General features: G+C 42.5%; 18 protein-coding genes and 1 tRNA gene. 13 read left to right on the top strand and 6 right to left on the bottom strand.

The window, feature by feature from the left end:
* Positions 1–22: 22 nt before the first annotated feature.
* The 3 genes from OKIT_RS07635 (at position 23) to gndA (ending at position 4,134) form a co-directional block, all read left to right on the top strand.
* A complete protein-coding gene (locus tag OKIT_RS07635; protein WP_007746650.1) occupies positions 23–595 on the top strand; it encodes a LemA family protein in 573 nt (190 codons plus the stop codon).
* Positions 592–2,565, top strand: coding sequence for a DUF2207 domain-containing protein (locus OKIT_RS09660; RefSeq protein ID WP_007746651.1), 1,974 nt, complete (start codon positions 592–594; stop codon positions 2,563–2,565). Before OKIT_RS07635 ends, OKIT_RS09660 begins: the two co-directional genes overlap by 4 nt.
* Positions 2,566–2,700: 135 nt before the next feature.
* Positions 2,701–4,134 (top strand): NADP-dependent phosphogluconate dehydrogenase, encoded by a 1,434-nt coding sequence (gene gndA / locus OKIT_RS07645; RefSeq protein ID WP_007746652.1) that lies wholly within the window; start codon positions 2,701–2,703, stop codon positions 4,132–4,134.
* Between the two features lie 62 nt (positions 4,135–4,196).
* On the opposite strand, the gene arcA is transcribed toward gndA, so the two are convergent.
* Complete coding sequence (gene arcA / locus OKIT_RS07650) at positions 4,197–5,435, bottom strand: arginine deiminase (protein WP_148126031.1); 1,239 nt, start codon at positions 5,433–5,435, stop codon at positions 4,197–4,199.
* Between the two features lie 184 nt (positions 5,436–5,619).
* Here arcA and OKIT_RS07655 point away from each other — a divergent pair, with 184 nt between their 5' ends.
* From OKIT_RS07655 to OKIT_RS07680, 6 genes are all read left to right on the top strand, one after another.
* Positions 5,620–6,360 carry an ABC transporter ATP-binding protein gene (locus OKIT_RS07655; RefSeq protein WP_007746655.1) on the top strand — a complete coding sequence of 247 codons (741 nt, stop codon included), beginning with the start codon at positions 5,620–5,622 and terminating at the stop codon, positions 6,358–6,360.
* Positions 6,357–7,472, top strand: a complete 1,116-nt coding sequence (locus OKIT_RS07660; RefSeq protein ID WP_007746657.1) for an ABC transporter permease — start codon at positions 6,357–6,359, stop codon at positions 7,470–7,472. The genes OKIT_RS07655 and OKIT_RS07660 overlap by 4 nt, the downstream gene beginning before the upstream one ends.
* A gap of 1 nt (position 7,473) precedes the next feature.
* The gene (locus OKIT_RS07665) at positions 7,474–8,124 is read left to right on the top strand and encodes a TetR/AcrR family transcriptional regulator (RefSeq protein WP_007746658.1); all 651 of its coding nucleotides are present in this window, start codon (positions 7,474–7,476) and stop codon (positions 8,122–8,124) included.
* A 70-nt stretch (positions 8,125–8,194) separates the two neighbouring features.
* Positions 8,195–8,659, top strand: a complete 465-nt coding sequence (locus OKIT_RS07670; protein WP_007746661.1) for a nucleoside 2-deoxyribosyltransferase — start codon at positions 8,195–8,197, stop codon at positions 8,657–8,659.
* 131 nt (positions 8,660–8,790) lie between these two features.
* Complete coding sequence (locus OKIT_RS07675) at positions 8,791–10,218, top strand: nicotinate phosphoribosyltransferase (RefSeq protein ID WP_007746663.1); 1,428 nt, start codon at positions 8,791–8,793, stop codon at positions 10,216–10,218.
* 121 nt (positions 10,219–10,339) lie between these two features.
* Positions 10,340–10,825, top strand: coding sequence for a glutathione peroxidase (locus OKIT_RS07680; RefSeq protein WP_007746664.1), 486 nt, complete (start codon positions 10,340–10,342; stop codon positions 10,823–10,825).
* Between the two features lie 47 nt (positions 10,826–10,872).
* Here the strand turns inward: OKIT_RS07680 and OKIT_RS07685 are convergent, their stop codons facing one another.
* Entirely contained in the window at positions 10,873–11,763 is an 891-nt protein-coding gene (locus OKIT_RS07685) for an AEC family transporter (RefSeq protein ID WP_051239526.1), read from the bottom strand.
* A gap of 74 nt (positions 11,764–11,837) precedes the next feature.
* Positions 11,838–12,791, bottom strand: a complete 954-nt coding sequence (locus tag OKIT_RS07690) for a DMT family transporter (protein WP_007746666.1) — start codon at positions 12,789–12,791, stop codon at positions 11,838–11,840.
* 217 nt (positions 12,792–13,008) lie between these two features.
* Between OKIT_RS07690 and OKIT_RS07695 the strand changes: the two genes are divergently transcribed.
* Entirely contained in the window at positions 13,009–13,269 is a 261-nt protein-coding gene (locus OKIT_RS07695) for a hypothetical protein (RefSeq protein WP_007746667.1), read from the top strand.
* Positions 13,270–13,301: 32 nt separating this feature from the next.
* Here OKIT_RS07695 and OKIT_RS07700 read toward each other — a convergent pair whose 3' ends face one another.
* Positions 13,302–13,775: an S-ribosylhomocysteine lyase gene (locus OKIT_RS07700; RefSeq protein ID WP_007746669.1), complete on the bottom strand. Its 474-nt coding sequence runs from the start codon at positions 13,773–13,775 to the stop codon at positions 13,302–13,304.
* A gap of 348 nt (positions 13,776–14,123) precedes the next feature.
* Between OKIT_RS07700 and OKIT_RS07705 the strand changes: the two genes are divergently transcribed.
* Positions 14,124–14,411 (top strand): hypothetical protein, encoded by a 288-nt coding sequence (locus tag OKIT_RS07705; RefSeq protein ID WP_007746670.1) that lies wholly within the window; start codon positions 14,124–14,126, stop codon positions 14,409–14,411.
* Positions 14,412–14,518: 107 nt separating this feature from the next.
* Here OKIT_RS07705 and OKIT_RS07710 read toward each other — a convergent pair.
* A tRNA-Leu gene (locus OKIT_RS07710) sits at positions 14,519–14,602 on the bottom strand.
* A 107-nt stretch (positions 14,603–14,709) separates the two neighbouring features.
* On the opposite strand from OKIT_RS07710, the gene mscL reads away from it, so the two are divergent.
* The gene (mscL, locus tag OKIT_RS07715) at positions 14,710–15,096 is read left to right on the top strand and encodes a large-conductance mechanosensitive channel protein MscL (protein ID WP_007746671.1); all 387 of its coding nucleotides are present in this window, start codon (positions 14,710–14,712) and stop codon (positions 15,094–15,096) included.
* Positions 15,097–15,251: 155 nt separating this feature from the next.
* The gene (locus tag OKIT_RS07720) at positions 15,252–15,917 is read left to right on the top strand and encodes a deoxynucleoside kinase (RefSeq protein WP_028291697.1); all 666 of its coding nucleotides are present in this window, start codon (positions 15,252–15,254) and stop codon (positions 15,915–15,917) included.
* 81 nt (positions 15,918–15,998) lie between these two features.
* Here the strand turns inward: OKIT_RS07720 and OKIT_RS07725 are convergent, their stop codons facing one another.
* Complete coding sequence (locus OKIT_RS07725; protein ID WP_007746673.1) at positions 15,999–16,835, bottom strand: undecaprenyl-diphosphate phosphatase; 837 nt, start codon at positions 16,833–16,835, stop codon at positions 15,999–16,001.
* Positions 16,836–16,843 lie beyond the last annotated feature (8 nt).

Consider the following 16,843-nt stretch of genomic DNA (forward strand, 5'->3'; position numbering starts at 1 on the left):
TATTGTTAGGAGGTTCATTCTTATGCCTATATGGTTAATTGTTATCCTGGTACTTTTGCTGCTGGTCATCCTTTATACGATCCTGACATACAACGGTCTTGTAAAAGGAAAAAATAATGTTCTTGAATCCAGCTCAGCAATTGATGTCCAGTTAAAACGGCGAAACGACTTGATTCCCAACTTGGTTGAAACGGTCAAGGGTTACGCAGCTCACGAGAAGACTGTCCTCGAAGATGTCACCCGTGCGCGAAATTTAAGCCAGTCTACTTTAGACAAGCAAGCAAGCCTAAACGATAAACTGGCCGCCTCTGATGGCCTGACAAATGCTTTGGGCCGCTTAATGGCCGTTGCAGAAGCTTATCCCGATTTAAAAGCAAATAGCAACTTCACCCAGCTCATGAATGAATTGTCTAACACTGAAGATAAAATCTCCTATACCAGACAACTATTTAATTCTATGTCGGCCAACTTCAATACGAGCATCCAGCAGTTTCCAGCAAATCTGGTTGCACAATCCTTTAATTTCAAGCCCTTTGAACTTTTGCAAACACCTGAAAATGAAAAAGCAGTTCCTAAAGTTGATTTTAAATCATGACTAAAAAAACGATTTATAAAAAACTATTATTGTTACTGACCGTTTTTGCAACGGTTTTTTTGTCTGGCAATCTCATGGGCCACAAGGCTTCGGCAGCGGATTACGAAATTAGCCGCTATCAATCCAAGCTGGCCATCCATAAAAGCGACAATGTTGCTGATTTCACACAAGAACTGACTTATCGCTTTGATGGCGAGCATAATGGCGTTTTTATTAATCAGTTGGCCAATGCGCAAAATGAAAAAGGTTTTGCAATCGCCCTGACTTCTCTTGAAGTGTTCAACGCTTCAAATAATAGCTGGGAGGCATTGCGTCCTGCAAACGGCTATTGGACAATTGGCGGCAAGAGCAGCGGATTCGAGCAGGATCCTTTCTATGCTCAGCTGATTAGCAATCCCGATAGCGCTCAAGCAGGATCAGCAGCAGCAAAATCATTGCAGGTAAAGCTTTTTGATCATGTTCTGCCAGGACAGGAAATCCGTGTACGTTTGATTTGGCGTTTTGCAAACCTAATCGCCGCCAATTCTAAAATTGATGAGCTCAATTGGCTTCCTATCTCGAGTTGGCAAGCCGATATCCGAAACTTCTCGATGCAAGTGCAGCTGCCTGGCCAGGCAAAAACACTGAGAGCTTGGGTCCATACACCGGCCGGCGTGAACGGCAGAGTTGACGTAAAACCCGGTCAAGGCCGTGTTTCAGTGAGCTCCCCGCTAATACCAGCAAACCAGCGACTGGAAATTCATAGTTACTGGAATAAGGCTGTGACACAGTTTCCGCCACTTCATGAGAACAACAATCGTGCCTCAGAAATTCTCAAACAAGAGAGTGCCATCACCTTTCGTTCCCACGTAAGAAGCGGCATCATATTGATCCTCAGTCTCCTTTTGGCACCGATCTTATTATTTCTGGCCGCGCTAAAACTTATCCGAACCAATTTACGGTTAAAAAAAGATTATAAACGTGCCCAAGCCGCTGCCGGGGTTGACCGGCCAGTCGTACATGATTTCGACATTCCTAACGATCTTGGACCAGCTGTGATCGCTGCCCGGCTTTCACCAGACGATTTTTCTAAAAGCGATCACGATAAAGGCAAACTATTATCGGCAACCTTCATGGATTTAATTGCACGTAAAAATGTCAAAATCAATTCCGCCAGCAAGCTCAATTCCAAACATATTCTCTTCAATCTAGCTAACAAGAATGACATAAAACCATTCGAAGACACGATTCTTTCCGCCTTTTTTGATGAAGAGAATGCGGCCTTTGATGCAAATCAGCTAAAAAATGCTCAATCTAAAGTGAATAAGAAGATTCGTCGCAAACTACCAAGCTTCATTGGCCAAATCAATCGAGAAGCAGATAAATTTTCGATTGTCGATCAAGAACAGACGGATATGGCCCGGAGTCGACAGAATTCTGCACAGGCTCTTTATATTCTAGCTTCGCTTTTAGGCATCACGGCTTTGGTAGTGGCAGGTTTTCTCCTGCAAAATGCCTATTTCTTTCTCTTTGTGGCAGCCTACCTTGTGATTGCAGCAGCCATTTATCTTGTTTTCCGGCAAGCACCAAGTTTGTATTATACAAGTGATGGTTTTCAAGAAAAATATCGTTGGGACGGATTTAAATCAATGCTGCGCGATATCGGACATTTCGATGCTAGGCAGATCCAAGACGTTGCTATCTGGGACCGCATCTTAGCTTATGCGGTGGTTTTCGATGAGGCCGAGCGAGTGGCCAAATACCTTCGAAGCAATTTAGCTGCCGATGAAATCAAGTCGTCAGTGACACCGCTGTTATTTGCCTACTATTATTTCCCAATGTGGCAAGTCGATAATAATTTCGTCAGCAGCTCAGCACCAACACCAAGCAATATTTCAAACAGCGGCAACTGGACCGGTGGCGGAGGCGGTTTCTCATCTGGCGGCGGTTTTTCCGGCGGAGGCGGCGGAGGCGGAGGCGGTGCCTTTTAGCTGATCACTGAGTAGGCGTTTCTTCTAAGATTGAGAATCCCTGTGACCTAGTATTTTTTTTGAGATATAATTAAGAGCGTAGTTGTGAAAAAGCTATCAAAAAAATTTCACAATTTCTAAATTGAAAGGAATTTTATGACTCAAGCAGATTTTGGTGTTGTTGGGATGGCCGTAATGGGCCGCAACCTGGCATTAAATGTTGAAAGCCGCGGTTATACCGTAGCTATTTTTAATCGTTCCCGTGCAAAAACGGACGATGTTATGGCAAAGCATTCAGAAAAGAAATTAATCCCTTCTTACACGATTGAAGATTTCGTTAAATCAATCGCAAAACCACGTCGAATCATGTTAATGGTTAAGGCTGGTGCTGGTACTGATGCTGTGATCGATGAATTGATCCCAATTTTGGATAAGGGTGATATCTTGATCGATGGCGGAAATACTTTCTTCAAAGATACAATTGCAAGAAATGCGCGTTTAGCAAATTCAGGAATTAACTTTATTGGTACCGGTGTTTCCGGTGGTGAACTTGGCGCTCTGCAGGGACCATCCTTGATGCCCGGTGGACAAAAAGAAGCCTATGAATTAGTTCGTCCTATCTTCGAACAAATTGCTGCTAAAGCCACACAAGATGGCAAGCCATGTGTAACCTTCTGTGGTGAAAACGGTGCCGGACATTACGTCAAGATGGTACATAACGGTATTGAATACGGCGATGAGGAAATCATTGACGAAAGCTTCAACATTCTCCGTCATGTCCTTGGTCTGTCTGTTGATGAAACAGCTGATATTTTCAAAGAGTGGAATAAAGGCGAATTGAATTCATATTTGATTGAAATTACTGCTGATATTTTGACTCGTAAAGATGATCTAGGATCCGGCAAGCCAATTGTTGATATGATTTTGGATCGTGGTAACAATAAAGGAACTGGCCGCTGGTCTTCTGGTGATGCCCTAGAAGTTCAAGTACCGCAATCTGTTATCACTGAAGCTGTCTACGCTCGCTACATCTCAATGATGAAAGACGAGCGTGTCGCAGCTTCTAAAGTTCTCAATGGCCCAGACAAGAAAGTTGAACTGCCAGCTGACAAAAAAGAGTTAATCGAAGAGATCCGCAAGGCTCTGTTCTTCTCAAAGATCATGTCTTATGCACAAGGCTTTGAACAATTGCGTTTTGCTGCTAAACAGTACAACTGGGACTTTAATTATGGTAAGTTAGCACAAATCTGGCGTGCCGGCTGCATCATCCGTGCTGCATTCTTGCAGAACATCACTGATGCTTATGACAAGAAGCCTGACTTGGACAACTTGCTCTTGGATGATTACTTCAAAGATATTGCAAACAAGTATCAAGATGCCGTTCGTGACGTCGTTGCATTGGCTGTTAAAGCTGGTGTTCCCGTTCCTTCGATGTCTGCAGCGATCACTTACTTTGATTCTTATCGTTCTGAAGTTTTGCCAGCTAACCTCTTGCAGGCTCAGCGTGACTACTTTGGTGCTCATACCTATCAGCGTGTTGACAAACCTTTTGACCAGTCATTCCATTATCCTTGGTATGCTGAAGCTTGATTCGTCAACAACCATTAAGCAAAATAAAAACGACCTCCTTATGGGGCCGTTTTTTTTAGCAATTAAATATCATCGCGGATTAAAGGCATCGTCATACAACGCGGGCCGCCACGGCCGCGAGATAATTCACTAGAAACAGTTTCGATCACTTTAATTCCATGGTGCTGTAAAAGTGCGTTCGATACATAATTGCGATCATAAGTAACCACAACTCCTGGCACAATTGCTAAAGTATTTGAGCCATCCGTCCACTGTTCCCGCGGTGCCGTGATTAAATCACCAGCCCCTGTCGGAATCAAATCAAGTTCCGAAACTCCTAAGGCGTTTTTTAAAACGCTTTTTAAGTCTTGACTATAACTAATCGTTAAGCCCTGTGCGTTATCAGCTGGATGCATAGTCCAGGTGTCTATTTTGCCCCCGGCATCCAAAATACCAGGGTGAACTGTAAACTGGTCAAAATTAACCATTGTTAAAACCGTGTCTAGATGCATCATGGCGCGGTTTTCTGGAATTTTGATCGCAATTACGGTATCGAAATGCGACTGACCGCTATCAACAAACAATTTTTTGGCCACATCTTGAATTGCCGCAGCACAAGTCCTTTGAGAAATGCCGATCGCAAGGACATGATCTGACAAAATTAGTTCATCCCCACCCTCAATATGTGTTTGGTGATCACGATTTCGCCAGACAGAAAAGTCTCCTCTTGCAAAACTCGGATGATATTTGGTTACTGTTTCCATAAACATTGATTCGCGCTGGCGTGCAGCAAAAGTCATACGGTTAATAGTCAAGCCCTCGCCAATCGACGCTTGCGGATCTCGCGTGAAATACATACTCGGCAGCGGATCAATGTAAAAAGGATAATGAGGGTCATCAACAGCGCTGACTAAATCATCTGCTTTAACATCGAGCTCATTTTTCCGAACACCCTCAATCAATTTGCTGACCATACGATCAGTATCCAGACTTAACAGATATTCTTTTAAGGCGTCGTGAATTGCTCCCGAAGCTTGCCCGGCTTCTTGCAGATTTTTCTCCAGAAAGGCTGATTTAATTCGGCCAGCTGCAATGGCTTGACTAGTTAACTGCTCCAGATATAGAACCTCAGCACCGTTTTCTTGTAAAATCCGGACCAAGGCATCATGTTCTTTCTGTGCAATCGGCAGGTAAGGAATATCGTCGAACAGCAGCCTCTTCATGATTGCCGGAGTCAAATTTTCAACCTCCCGGCCTGGCCGATGCACAATAACGCGCCTCAGTTTGCCAATTTCCGAAAATACATGAATTGCCGGCATGATAATCTGTCTCTCCCCTTTAATGAACTGTTAAACATATTTAATCCTACTCTGTAAACACCCATTGCCTGAGAAAACAGGCAACTGGTTTAACGATTGGTCTAATTTTTGGCATTGCCATCTGTTCGTGTTACAATTCTATGTGAGTGAGTGGTCACTCACATTTTCAAAGAAAGTGAAAATAAATATGGTACAGAATATAAGTGTTGATGCAAGCCACGTTTATAAAACGATCAAAAAGCAGGTCTTATTAAGAGATGCTAGTATCCAGCTTCATCCTGGACAGCTAATGGGCTTAATCGGCCCTTCGGGTGCTGGCAAGACGACTTTGATCAAGGCGATTATGGGTATGACAGCCATCGATTCTGGCCAAATCAAAGTGCTGAACCAATCAATGCCAAACCGCCCTATTTTAGAGAAAATCGGTTATATGGCCCAATCGGATGCCTTATATAATAATCTGAGCGGTTTGGAGAACATGCTTTTCTTCGGCCGTTTATTGTCTTTGAAACGGCAGGAATTGTTACAGTCGATTGATTACGCCGCCGGTATTGTCAATCTCACCCATGATTTAAAAAAGCGTGTCAGCAATTATTCCGGTGGTATGAAACGCCGTTTGTCATTAGCGATTGCCTTATTAGCCGATCCGCAATTATTAATTTTAGACGAGCCGACTGTAGGCATTGATCCGGCATTAAGCCTGCAAATTTGGCAGGAATTAAATCACCTGAAAACGCAAGGCAAATCAATCATTATTACAACGCATATTATGTCTGATGCCGAACGCTGTGATTACTTGGCTTTAATCCGTGAAGGCCGCGTCATCACTGCCGGCACACCACAGGAATTAAAAGATTTATACAAAGTTGATAGCATTGAAGCTGTCTTTTTAGCAGCAGGCGAACAGAATAAGGAGATTCAAAAATGAAAGCAGTGTTGGCAATTGTTAGTCGCGTCATTTTAGAAATGCGTCATGATAAACGCACGATCGCGTTAATGTTTTTAGCGCCTTTGCTGATCTTGACGCTGATGTTTTTCCTGTTTAAAACGAACTCGGATAATCAAACTAAGGTAGGCTATGAAAATCTGGATAAGACTCTTTTAAGAGCCGTGCAGAATAAAAATCTCAAGCTGGATCACTATGCCAGCGGACGTTCGGCTAAGGATTTAATCAAACAAAATAACCTGTCTGCCTTTATTAACCAATCCGGTCGTCAGCTGACTGTGACATATTCAAATAGCGATCTTTCGCAAACTGCTATAGTCAGACAATCCCTGCAAGTAGCCAATACTAAAATTTTGGTTGCCCACCTAACCAAACTGATTCAGCAGGCCAAGGCTCAAAGCCAGCTTCTTCCTGGAAAAATGCCTGCCGCTAAACAAGCATCGCCCCAGCAATACAAAACAAAAAGCAATTATCTGTACGGAAGCCGTGATTCCACTTTCTTTCAAAGCTTTTTACCAGTTTTCATGGGATTCTTCGTTTTCTTTTTTGTTTTTCTGATCTCGGGCATTTCACTTTTAACCGAAAGAACTTCAGGAACATTGGATCGTTTGCTCGCCACACCAATTCGCCGCAGTCAAATTATTGTCGGCTATCTGATCGGCTATGGCCTATTTGCCTGTTTGCAGACGCTGCTCATTGTGTTTTATGTCATTGCAGTATTAAAAGTCGAGATTCTCGGTGCTCTCTGGCTGGTCATTATGATTGATTTGCTGCTGGCTCTGATTGCTTTGGCCATGGGTATTTTTGTTTCGACATTTGCAAGCAGCGAATTCCAGATGATTCAGTTCATTCCGCTGATCGTTGTCCCGCAAGTCTTCTTCTCCGGCCTCATTCCGGTCGACCATATGGCTGGCTGGCTCCAAGCAATTGCTCATATTATGCCGCTGTATTATGGCGCTTCAGCACTGACGAACGTCATTGAGAAAAATTGGCAGCTAGGCGATATCTGGAAATCATTGGCTATTCTCTGCCTATTTGTCATTATCTTCATTGCTCTGAATATTTTGGGCATGCGCCGTTATAGGAGGGTCTAAAATGCCGGAAAACGATTTACAAACAATTTTCGACCAAGTCTTGCTGCAGATGCAGGATTTGCCAGAGAAACAGCAGCAGATTCTTAAAGCCAGCTTGGATTTGTTTGCCGAAAAAGGTTTTGATAAAACCAGCACCGCTGAAATCGCGGCGAAGGCTCACGTTGCCCAAGGCACTGTCTACCGGCGTTTTAAAAGCAAACAAGATTTATTAGCAGCAGTACTGACACCGATTCTGACAGAAGTTTTCCCTCGAGCGGTTCAGGAATTTGCCGGCCAAAATTTAAATCGCGATTACGATGACTTGGAACAACTTCTCAATATCGTAGTCTTAGACCGTCTTGCCTTCATTCAGGCAAACCACAAAGTATTGAAAATTATATTCGCACAAGTATTGACTGATCCGCAGATGCTTTCACTGTTAAAAGAAAAATTTATCGATACGATCATTGTTCAGGCTGAAAAACCAATACGTATCCTGCAAGCAAAAAAGCAGCTCGTCGATTGGCCGGCGCCTCGTATTCTTTCATTGGTCGCAGCCAGCATTTTTACTGTTGCAATTAGGATGATGCTATTCCCCAGCAGCAAAATTGATCTTGCCAGCGAATCGCACTATTTGGTGATTTTCCTCAGCAAAGCTTTATCCAATTCATAAAATCGCCTCAAAGGCCGGCAGCCGGGTAGTATAATAAAATTTGCAAACTTGAAACGAAAGGGTTATCTGCATGAAAAAAGTTTATTTCGCCTGTTCTTGGTTCACCGACACGCAAGTCGAGAACATGAACAAAGGCATCAGCCTGATCAAGGAAAACGAGTCAATTAACTGGGCGCACTCCTACTATCCCTTGGATCACCAATACAAAGGATTGTCCGTGACAGAACACCCTGAACTGCTAAACGACAGCGAATGGCAAATGGGTACTTTCAATGGTGATGTCAACGGTATTAATACAAGCGACCTGGTTGTCGCAATGTATCTGCCCAACGAAGCTGACGAAGGTATTGCTTGGGAATTAGGTTATGCCTATGCTATCCATAAAGCAGTTGTTCTCGTGGTGCCGGATGGTGAAAATGAAGCCGTAAATTTGATGCCGGCAATGGGTGTAACGAAAGTTATCACAATTAGTCAGCTGAAAGATTTCGATTTTAATAACGTCGTTTACCAGCCATATTACGGTCCTGTTTATTAATCTTTCAAACAAGCATGCCACGACTCTCAATCGCCGGTATGCTTTTTTATAAGCTCCAAAATTTTGTATCTCTGCAGCAACTATAATATATTATTACTTGAATCAAATAACTTGTGAAAGAAGCCAATTATATGAACTTGTCAATGGTTACTGATCTTTATGAATTATCGATGGCTAACGGCTATCAGCAGACAATTCCCGATGAAGAAGGCATTTTTGATATCTTTTATCGACGAGTGCCGGACAACGGCAGTTTTGTCGTGACAGCCGGATTGGCACAGGCCATCGATGCGGTTGCCGATTTTCATTTTGAAAAAACAGATCTGGCGTATCTGGATAGCTTGCATCTCTTCACCGAGAAATTTTTGTTATTTCTGAAAGATTTCCATTTTAGCGGTGAAATGACCGCCGTTCCCGAAGGCACACCGATTTTCCCCAGGGAACCGATTCTGACGGTCAGAGGCCCGCTAATCCAGGTTCAGCTTTTTGAAACACTCTTATTAAGCATCATTAATCATGAATCGCTGATCGCTACAAAAGCGCGTCGCATTACTTATGCAGCTCAAGGCCGTCCCATCATGGAGTTTGGTGCACGCCGGGCTCAAGGACCAATGTCAGCGACTTTTGGCGCTCGAGCGGCAATCATTGGCGGATGTGCCAGTACTTCTAACCTGCTGACAGCCAAATTATTCGATGTGCCGTCAGCCGGCACAATGGCTCACAGCTGGATCGAAGCTTTCCCTAGCGAATTGGCCGCCTTTGAAAAATGGGCTGAACTCTATCCGGATAATTGTGCCTTGCTTGTAGATACCTATGACGTCATCAATTCCGGAGTACCCAATGCTATTAAAGTCTTTGGTGATCTAGTCAAGCAAGGTCACCAGCCGATTGGTATTCGCATCGATTCCGGCGACATTGCCCATTTAGCTAAAATAGCCCGGCAGCAATTAGACGCAGCCGGTTTTGAAAAAGCCAAGATCACAGCCTCCAACGCCTTAGACGAGACGACCATTCAATCCCTGCTGTTAAACGAAAAAGCACCGATAGATAACTTCGGCATTGGCGAAAAACTGATTACGAGTGCCAGCGACCCAGTCTTAAGCGGCGTTTACAAATTAGTCGCTGTTGTCCACGATGGCCATCTGGTTCCAAAGATCAAGATTAGCGATAGCCGTGAAAAAGTAACGTTACCAGGATTAAAAAAAGTTTATCGTTTATACAATAAACAAACGCATGAAGCTTTTGCGGATGTGATCACACTCGCAGATGAAGAAATATCTGCTAATAGTCAGATTTCAGTCCGTTCGGCTGATCCGCTTGATACCAGACAGCACAGTTTCTTGCGCGATTTTGATTTCAAAGCATTGCAAACAACTATCTTCGACCAAGGAAAACCTGTTTATACCTCCCCGACTGTCAAAGAAATTCAGGCTGCTTGCCGATCAGCGCTCAAAGAACTGCCCGAAGAGAGCAAGCGCTTATCTAATCCGAATAAATATCCAGTCTATATTTCAGAGGAACTCGCCCAACTGCAAGACCAGCTTATCGGCGTAGACTGATTCGACCTGAAGAGCGAAAAAGAAAAATTCACAAAGTAGTAAACTATTCTTTAGCGCAGCGTATTGAACACATTCAATCATTGACGCCATCAATCCACTGGATTGATTCAAAGGAGAATAAATGTCAATTTACGATTATGAAGTGACGTTAGAGAATGGCGAATCTTACAAGCTCGATAAGTATAAAGACAAGATCCTCGTCATTGTCAACACGGCCACAAAATGCGGCTTTGCACCACAATTCAATGATTTAGAAGCCATCTATGAAAAATATAAAGATCAAGGTGTGATGGTCTTGGGTTTCCCTTCCAACCAGTTCAAGCAAGAGGTTGATTCAAGTCAGGAAGCAGCACAGATCTGCCGGACAACTTATGGTGTCAGTTTCCCCATGCATGAAATTATTTCAGTTAACGGCAAAAATACATTGCCGCTGTTTACATTCCTGAAAGACAATGCACCAGCTCCAGCCGGCAAAATGATTAAGTGGAATTTCACGAAGTTTTTGGTCGATGCACAAGGCAACCCCGTAAAGCGCTATGCACCAGAGACAAATCCTGAGAAAATGGTACCAGATATCGAAGCTTTGCTTAAAGCTAAAGCAGTCTAAACATCTATCGCATTTCCAAATCCAAACGATTTTCGGAGATGCTTTTTTTATGCAAACAAGCTGACCCAAGCGACTAGCGGAATCGTCAGCATAGACAGCAGCGTTGAACTCACAACATATTCTGAGGCGCGTCTGCCCTGCCCCGAATATAATTCGGCTAAGGCTGTATTGATGGCACCAGCTGGCATTGCAGCTGCAATCACCATCACACCGAGAATAATTTGATTTTGGATGCCGAATTTTAAAAGCGGTACAAGTACCAGGGGCAGAATAACCAAGCGAGTCAGACAGAACTCATAGAGATCGAGTCGTTTAAATAGGTGCTGAAAATCCGTTTGCGCAAATAAGGCGCCCGTGATCAGCATAGAAAGCGGTGCCGTCATATTACCCAAATCACTCAGAGTTTCGCTGATTGGAGATACAATGCGGATACGGGCGAAAAAGAGCAGGAATCCCAAGATAGAGGCTGCAATGGCCGGTGTGAGCAAGAAAGACCGCCATTCGAACTTAGAGACAGATGAATATAGTTTGATACCAAAAGAAAACAGAAATAGATTTGAGAACGCATTATAGGTCACCAATACAATCAGTCCTACATGTCCGTACAAACTGCCGATAATCGGGATACCGATAAACAATATGTTTGAAAAAGTACAGCATCCCACCCAAATATTTTTCAGGTCAGCTTTAATCCTGAAAATTTTTGGCATTAGCAACGCTAAAAGCAGCGTCACAATCATAAACAACAGGCTAATGACAGCCGACTCTCCAATGACCTGCGCCGTTTGCCAGCTGAAGGGCATTTGACAACTCATAAGAATTGCGCATGGCAGAGACAATTTCGTCAGCAAACCTGATAACCCATTAATATGTATTTTTTTAATCCACCCGAGTTTGAGAAGTAAAAAGCCGAACAGCATAAAAATGATCAGCTCCACACTTTCTCTAAATAATATAACGATCAAAATCCAGTCCCTTGCTGCTTAATCTAAAATTCAGTCTACGCCGTTTCTTAAAAAAGCTTAATCAAAGCGACGCCGGCAACCATCAAAACGATACCAGCAATTTGTGCCAAATCAACTGGATTCTTTTTCGCGGCAAACCAGCCGAATTGATCAACAAGCATACTGCCGGCAATCTGTCCCAACAATACCACAACCACAGTCAGGCCGGTCCCGATCAAAGGCACTAGATAGGCGTTTCCCAAAACAAATAAAGCACCAATCAGGCCGCCGATCCAAATCCACCAAGGCGCCTTTTGATGGGCAGCAATTGACAAATGATAACCATGTTCAACAATCAGCACCAGCAGCCAAAGCACCACTGTACCGACCACAAAAGATACTAAGGCTGATTTGATTGGGGAATGCAAAATAATTCCCAGATGGCCGTTTATGGCTGTTTGAGTGGCACTGAACATCCCGATGACAAAGCCGCTAACCCGCCAAACCCAACTCAGCAATCGATTACTAGACGAAGGCCTAGCCTGCTGCAAGCGTGATGTTCTTATGCTGGCAAACAAATCCCGCGCCGCCACAGCCAGAAAAACGCCGGCAAGCAATAAAAGTGCACCAATAACACGCAAAAAACCTAAAGTATGTTTTGGTGAAAAAAACCAGCCAAAATTATCGATCAGCATACTCATGACGATCTGTCCGACAATCGGCATGATGACAGTCTGAACACTGCCTAATTTAGGAAACAGCAGAATGTTGCCGGTCAGAAAAATGACACCAAATATCCCGCCGGTCCAAATCCAAAAAGGCTGGTTAGCCGCTAAGGATAAATTAATGCCCGCTTTCCCTGAGACAAGCCAATTAACAATCAGCAAAAAAGCTGCCCCGATTGTAAACGAAATCATTGACGAAAGTAAGGGCGAAGCTAGTAAAGTCCTGAGTCGTGAATTAATTGCGGTCTGAATGGGCAGACCGACACCGATAGATAGTCCAATTATGATTGCAAACAAAAGTTGATCTCCATTTTCTCTGTGAAATAAAAGTTTGTGAAAAACAGTTGTAATTCTAGCACTTGCAGACCTTGTTAAGCAATTTACATTTATGTTGCAAAAAATCCACATCACTTCGGCGTATGACAAAATTGAGGCAAAATAGCAAATTTTTCACGCTTGAGTAACCTGTCTTTAACTCTTTTTCAATATAAGCTTTTTACAATGAAATTAGATTATGGGTGCAAAAATTATCAATTCAATAGGAAAAGTTGTTTACGATGCTTCTGATCCAGCTAAACAGATTGCTTATTATAATCTGATCGAACTATTTGCTAACCGATACCCGGACCAGGATTTAAAGAGCAACTACTTCCCCGATTTTTCTCAAGAGGCCTGTATGCTGAAATACGCAGATTCAATCGAAAAATATGGCGTACCGGAGCTCGTTGCAAAATTACATCGTTTGCAAAAACAAGCTAAAAATAAGACAAAATAAAGCCCTGTACATTGACAGGGCTGATTATCAAATTAAACAACTTTTCTAACGTAGGGATCAGAGGAAATACCCTGGCTCAAAATGATCTTAGACCATTCTTTTGCGCTATGCAGCGAATGATCCTTGTAATTGCCGCAGGTCTTAGCACTAACACCTTGAATATCAGAAAACTTGATCTTATCGACAATTTCCTGCAATGTCGACTTAAGCGCCTTGGCCACCTCTTCAGTCGAATAAGTGTACCAAGAAATCATATGAAATCCCGTGCGGCAGCCAAAGGGAGAAATATCAATAATACCGTCCAAGCGGTTGCGCATCAAATCAGCAAATAAATGCTCTAATGTGTGGATACCAGCTGTTTCAATAGCTGTCTCATTTGGTTGTACCAGCCGCAAATCGTAATTGGCAACTGTGCCCCCATTCGGCCCTTTTTCTTCAGTGATCAAACGCACATATGGTGCTTTAACCTTTGTATGATCCAATGTAAAACTTTCAACTTCTGCCATAAAAACCTCCAATACAGTTAATGCCATTATACAATCTTGTCTGTTAAAGAACACCCTTAGGGTTTGCGAGCGTCCGAAAACAATCTTCAGACACAAAAAAAACAGCGTTTCATCGCTGCTTTGATTTGGGATTAAAATTTATATATTTTTAAGAAAGTTTTTTCAGCTTGTTTCAGGGGGATTCAATATTTTAAAGGGAGGGTTGTCCCAAGGGTAATTAGATTGTAATCTGCCCTTGGAACACCTTTGATTATTCATGCGACAGATTAAAAGAAGATTAAGACAGCATAAACTGAAAGTTAAGCGCTGAACGCAGTGACCATGTATCCTTAAATAAGGAGGACAAAAATGTCAATCATCATTAGTTTTTTAATTCTGCTGCTGGTTCTTTTTCTCTCGGAAAAATTTGCCAAACCCTACAACATTTACATTGATACCGCAGCTGTCATCATTTTTCTGGTCATTTTGATTCTGCGCTTGTGGTGGCTATTTGTGATTATTGGCCTGACAATCTACATTTTGGCCTACTTTTCCCGCCACCAGCGGCCTTCTTCGACAGATTATGATGAGACTTTCAACTCTGGCCAAGCACCAAAAGATGTCACACCTAAAGATGAAGATGATAGCGACAAATAATTCGTCAATCAGCAAAAACGCTGATAGATACGGTACTAGCAATATTCATGCAATTATAAATAAAAAAACACCGTATTCATTAAAGTGAATACGGTGTTCGTCAATGATGCCCCGAACAGGAGTCGAACCTGCACGAGATTGCTCTCACAGCGACCTGAACGCTGCGCGTCTGCCAATTCCGCCATCGGGGCATTAATACGCGACTTCCTTATTATCGCAAAAAAAAGGACAAAAATTCAAATTTTTTGCTATGATTTTCAAGTAAATTTAAATTTTAGGAGAATTCTAGGAGAAATCGATGTTAAAAGAGTTTAAAGAGTTCATTATTCGCGGAAATGCAATTGATTTAGCAGTTGGCGTTGTAATGGGAGCTGCTTTCACTGCGATTGTCAAATCAATTGTCGATAATTTAATCGGACCGATAATTGCGATTTTCTCCGGAGCGGTTGATCTATCGGCTTTGAAGTTTTCAATCGGCTCTGCCGTATTCAGGTATGGCCAAGTGCTGAACGATATTATTAATTTTGTCATTGTCGGACTGGTGATCTTCTTGATCATCAAAGCGATCAACAAATTCTTCAAGAAAAATCCTAAAGAGGCGGTTAAAGAAGATCCTCAATTAAAGCTGCTGACTGAAATTCGCAATGAATTGAAGAAAAGCAACCAAGGCGCGAACAAAGCTTAAGCACTGTATAAAACTTGTAACATTTTTAAAGCGCTGTTATGGAGCTTTTTGTATACTACAAAATACGGTAGATGAATAAATCCACAGACTTATCCACCCTTTTATGTTCGCCTAGATGATAAATTAAATAAGAAAAAAGCTGAAAGCGGGGAGATATGGTGATAATAACAGCAGGAATGATTGGTGTTGGAAAAACGACTTTAACAAAATTGATTTCCGACCATTTGGGCACAAAGCCTTTTTATGAACCGGTGGCTGACAACCCCGTGCTGCCGCTTTATTATTCCGACCCAAAACAATACGGTTTTCTTTTACAGATTTATTTTTTGAACCGGCGCTTTAGCATGATTAAATCTGCTCTAGCGGATGACAACAATGTCTTAGACCGATCTATTTATGAGGATGCCCTCTTTACCGAACAAAATCATTTGGATGGCAATATTTCCGATCAAGAGATGTCTGTTTACAACGAATTGCTGGATAATATGATGTCCGAATTACAGGGACTAAAAAAGAAAGCACCGGATTTGATGGTTTACGCTGATACGGATTTCGACACAATTTTGTATCGTATTAAAAAACGTGCACGTCCCTACGAACAATTCGAAAACAATCCATCTTTGCGCGATTACTACCACAAAATGTGGGCTGCCTATAAGCAATGGTTTGATGATTTCGACAAGTCGCCAAAAATGCGCGTTGATCTCCAGCGCTGGAACCTTGAAGATCCTAAGAATCAAGAAGTCGTGCTTTCAATGATCGATGACAAACTAGCAGAAATTCGCGGTGGGAATCACGGCGCGAGTATAAAAATCGCCTAAACAAAAACAGCCTATCAAGGCTGTTTTTTTAATTGCTAATTAATTGCTTAAATATGATAAGTTTTCAGTCAGGGAAATGTTTTAGTGAATAACACCCAGAAAACCAAAAATAATCACCACAACGCCCAGTATGATTCGATACCAGCCAAATGCCTTAAAATCATGCGTTTGTATGAATCTCAGCAACCATTTAATCACCACATAGGCAACTAAGAAAGAAATTACCATGCCTACCAGCAAGACAACAATTTGTTCAACAGAAAACATACCATGATCATGCAGATAGGAGCCAATCTTTAAGACCGAGACACCTAACATTGTGGGAATTGAAAGAAAGAATGAAAATTCCGCCGCTGCCTCACGCGAAACGCCGATAGATAGTCCGCCTAATATCGTGGCGCCAGAACGTGAAGTACCAGGTATTATACTCAAAACTTGGAACAAACCAATTTTGATGACATCCCCTAATGTTAAGTGACTAACGGTACTAACACGCGGTTTGCGACTCTTTTGGAAATTTTCAATCAGAATAAAGGCAATACCATAAAAAATCAAAGCTACTGAGACAACCTGCCAAGTCATCAGATGCTGATCCATCCAATCATTTAGCAGAAAACCGATAATAACCGAAGGAATTACACCCACGACCACTTTGACCCAAGTTGCCCAGATATTAAAACGCTGCTTTTCCGTCTTATCATTGCCAAATGGCCATAGCCGGCGCCAATACAGCAGCACAACTGCAATAATGGCACCCAACTGAATCACATATTCAAAAGTCGTGGTGAAAGCTTTATCAGAAGAAATCTTCACAAATTCATCAACGAGAATCAAATGGCCTGTCGACGAAATCGGCAAAAACTCAGTGACGCCTTCAACGATTCCCAAAACAATCGCTTTTAAAATCTCAAATAACATGTTCTCTC

Origin of the sequence: Oenococcus kitaharae DSM 17330, assembly GCF_000241055.1 — a bacterium.
Lineage (GTDB): Bacteria > Bacillota > Bacilli > Lactobacillales > Lactobacillaceae > Oenococcus > Oenococcus kitaharae.